This is a genomic window from Acidimicrobiales bacterium (assembly GCA_022452035.1).
GTDB lineage: Bacteria > Actinomycetota > Acidimicrobiia > Acidimicrobiales > MedAcidi-G1 > UBA9410.
The window spans coordinates 1-3,624 of record JAKURV010000054.1; the positions used below are offsets into that span (position 1 = coordinate 1).

Genomic DNA, 3,624 nt, shown 5'->3' on the forward strand with positions numbered 1-3,624 from the left:
TGGCCGTCCAGGTCGGTGCCCTCACCTCGCCTCGGGCCGTCCGGGCCTTCCAGGCTCTCGAACGGGCCACCTACCGCCGGTCCGACGCCGTCACTGTCCTGTCCGACGACCTAGCGGCCAACGTATCGACCAAGGTTGCCTCACTGCCCCCCGATCGGCGTCCCGTGGTGCGGGTCATCCCCAACTTCGTGGACACCGCCGCCGTCCGGCCGATGGATCGCCAGACCGCCTATCGGGCCGAACACGGCCTAGGCGACCGGACCGTTGTCATGTACGCCGGCAACCTCGGTCACTCCCAGTCGCTGGACCTCCTCGTCGAGGCGGCCCGCCGCCACCGCCACCGCCCCGACCTGGCCTACGTCGTCAACGGAGGTGGCGTCCGGGCCGACGACCTTCGGCGGGCCGCCGAGGACCTGCCGAACCTGACCGTGGTCGGCTATCAGCCCGCGGAACGGGTCCCCGAGGTGCTAGCCACCGCCGACGTGCACGTGGTGCCCCTGCGGGCCGGCCTGGGTGCCTCCAGCGTCCCGTCCAAGACCTACGCCGTCCTAGCCGCCGGCCGCCCAGTGGTGGCCAGCGTGGACGAGGGCACCGAGGTGGCCCGTGTGGTGTCCGAGGCCGGAGCGGGCCTAGCCGTACCCCCCGACGACCCCGACGCCCTGGTCGCCGCCGTGGAGCGCCTAGCCGACGACCCCGACCTGCGGGCCACCATGGGCGCCGCCGGTCGCCGGTGGGCCGAGCGGTGGCGGTCTCCGACGTCGGTGGCCGAGGCCTACGCGGAGCTCATCGAAGGGCTACGAGATCGGAGCTGAGGCCGGTATCGGGCTCGACCGGCCCGGAGAACAAGCCCGATGATCCGCCGGGGGGCGCCGCTAGCCTCTGGGCCCTATGGCACGTGGAGACTCAGCGAGCAAGATCGCGCGCGCCGCCCGGGCGGGAGCCTCGGGAGGCACCGGTGAACGAAGGAAGATGGGCTTCCCGCTGGCCGTCGGCCTGGTGGTGGTCCTCGGATCGCTGCTCGTGCTTTGGGCCCGCTCCGACCGCGAGGCCACCTCGGCCCCCCGGGTCGGCGACCACTGGCACTCCGCCTACGACGTCTACGTCTGCGACGATTTCCGGTCCAAGATCGTGGTCGAGACCGACCCGAACGGCATCCACACCCACAGCGACGGACTGATCCACATCCACCCGTTCAACAAGTTGGCCTCCGGACAGGACGCCACCATGGGCCAGTTCTTTAACGCCTTCGGCGGCCGTATCGACGACGACAGCGTGGTCCTGGACACCGGCGAGGCACTCCTGGCTGGTGCCGACTGCAACGGCCAACCGGCCGTGGTCAAGGTGGCCCGCTTTGACGCCGACGACATGGAGCGCGACCCGGAGGTCCTCACCGAGGACCTGGCGAACGTCCGGTTCCTCAAGGACCGGGAGGCCTTCACCATCGCCCTGGTGCCAGCCGACGTGGAACCACCCGCCCCGCGGCCCGAGCGGCTGACCTTCCTGGACGTGGTGAACCCGCGGGCCCTCACCTCGGATCCGTCGGCCCCGGCGCCCACCACCGGCGGGTAGCGCTCCCGGGCCGTGCAGGCCATCGTCCTGGTCGGGGGGTTCGGAACCCGGCTCCACCCGCTCACCCGGGACGTCCCCAAGCAGATGCTGGCGGTCGTAGACCGGCCGATGATCGAACACGTCGTCGCCCACCTGGCCGGCCACGGCGTCACCCGAGTGGTCCTCTCGCTGGGCTTCCACCCCGAGGCCTTCGCCGACGCCTACCCCGACGGCACGTGTGCCGGCATCCCCCTGCACTACGCCGTAGAACCCGAGCCACTGGACACGGCGGGCGCCGTGCGCTTCGCGGCCGCCGAGGCGGGCCTCGGCAACGGAGACGAAGCCTTCCTGGTCCTCAACGGCGACGTCCTCACCGACCTGGACGTGGGTGACGTCGTGGCCCGCCACCGGGCCGCCGGAGCCGAGGGCACCCTGGCCCTCACCGAGGTGGACGACCCGTCCCGTTACGGCGTGGTCCCCACCGACCGGGACGGCACGGTCTTGGGCTGCGTCGAAAAGCCGGAGGCCGCCACGGCGCCAACCCGGTGGATCAACGCCGGTACCTACGTGCTGGAACCCACGGTGTTGGCCCGCATCCCCGACGACCGCCCGGTGTCGATCGAGCGCGAGGTGTTCCCGGCGATGGCCGTCGAGGGTCGGCTCCACGCCGTGGCGTCCGAGGCCTATTGGATCGACACCGGAACCCCCGAGGCCTACATCCGGGCCCAGCTGGACCTGGTGGACGGCACCCGTGGCGACCTTGCGGCCGTCCACCCAGAGGCCACGGTGCACCCCGACGCCCGCATCGACCGCTCGGTGGTCATGGCGGGTGCCGCCGTCGGCGAAGGGGCACGCCTGTGTGATGCTGTGGTGATGGAAGGCGGGTCGGTCGGCGCCGGCGCCACGGTCGACCACTCGGTGGTCGGCCCCGCGGCCCGGGTGGGGCCAGGAGCCTCGCTCAGCGCTCTGACCGTCGTCGGCGAGGGACAGGTCATCTCCGACGGCCGGTGCCTGTCCGGCGCCCGGATCCCCGAGGACGCCTGACGTGGCCGTCCTGGTCACCGGCGGAGCGGGCTACATCGGTAGCCACACCGCGGTGGCCCTCCACGATGCCGGTCGCCACGTGGTCGTCCTCGACGACCTGTCCAACTCGTCTCCGGCCGCCGTCGACGCCCTGCGCTCCCTGACCCGGCCCGACCTGCCGTTCGTCGAGGCCGACGCCGCCGACGTTGACGCCGTGGGCCGGACCCTGGCCGACCACCGGGTTGACGAGGTCGTCCACTTCGCCGCCTTCAAGTCGGTCAGCGGGTCGATCGCCAATCCAGAGGGTTACCACCGCAACAACGTGGGCTGCACGAGCGGCGTGGTGGCCGCCATGCGGGCCCACGGCGTGTCCCGCCTGGTCTTCTCGTCGTCGTGCACCGTCTACGGCGAGCCGGACGACGTGCCGGTCATCGAGGCATCGCCCATCGGGGCGACCAACCCGTACGGCGCCACAAAGGTTGCCTGCGAGGAACTTCTGGCCACCGAGGCTGACGCTGGCGGGCTCGACATCCTCCTGTTGCGTTACTTCAACCCGGTGGGCGCCCACCCCAGCGGAGACCTCGGCGAGGACCCCCGGGGCGTGCCCGACAACCTGGTGCCCTACCTGATGCAGGTGGCGGTGGGACGTCAGGAGCGCCTGGCGGTGTTCGGCGGCGACTACGACACCCCGGACGGCTCGGCCATCCGGGACTACCTCCACGTCATGGATTTGGCCGAGGGCCACGTGGCCGCCCTGGACGCCCTCGCCGACGAGGACGGGCCGAAGGGCTGCACAGCGGTCAACCTGGGAACGGGCACCGGCTACTCCGTGCTGGACGTGGTGGTCGCCGCCTCCCGAGTTGTCGGCCGGCCGGTGCCCCATGAGGTGGTGGGCCGTAGGGCCGGTGACATTGAGCGGATCTGGGCCGACCCGTCGCTGGCCGTCGACCTGCTGGGCTGGCGGGCCACTCGCAACCTGGACGAGATGCTGGCTGACCACTGGCGCTGGCAACAGCGCCACCCCGACGGCTACGACGCCTGACCGCCTGGCCG

4 protein-coding genes are annotated in these 3,624 nt (G+C 71.9%); all 4 read left to right on the forward strand.

Annotated elements, in window-relative coordinates; translation table 11 throughout:
• On the forward strand, nt 1-812 hold an 812-nt coding region (locus MK181_10800), incomplete at its 5' end, for a glycosyltransferase family 4 protein (GenBank protein MCH2420285.1).
• Between the two features lie 76 nt (nt 813-888).
• The gene (locus tag MK181_10805) at nt 889-1,569 is read left to right on the forward strand and encodes a hypothetical protein (protein ID MCH2420286.1); all 681 of its coding nucleotides are present in this window, start codon (nt 889-891) and stop codon (nt 1,567-1,569) included.
• Between the two features lie 12 nt (nt 1,570-1,581).
• On the forward strand, nt 1,582-2,592 hold the full coding sequence (locus tag MK181_10810; GenBank protein MCH2420287.1) for an NDP-sugar synthase: 1,011 nt from the start codon (nt 1,582-1,584) through the stop codon (nt 2,590-2,592).
• 1 nt (nt 2,593) lies between these two features.
• A complete protein-coding gene (gene galE, locus MK181_10815; protein ID MCH2420288.1) occupies nt 2,594-3,613 on the forward strand; it encodes a UDP-glucose 4-epimerase GalE in 1,020 nt (339 codons plus the stop codon).
• Nucleotides 3,614-3,624: the final 11 nt, after the last annotated feature.

What these genes read in the sequence shown, in the direction of transcription:
- MK181_10805 (MCH2420286.1), top strand. Translation starts at nt 889, where the DNA reads ATGGCACGTGGAGACTCAGCGAGCAAGATCGCGCGCGCCGCCCGGGCG.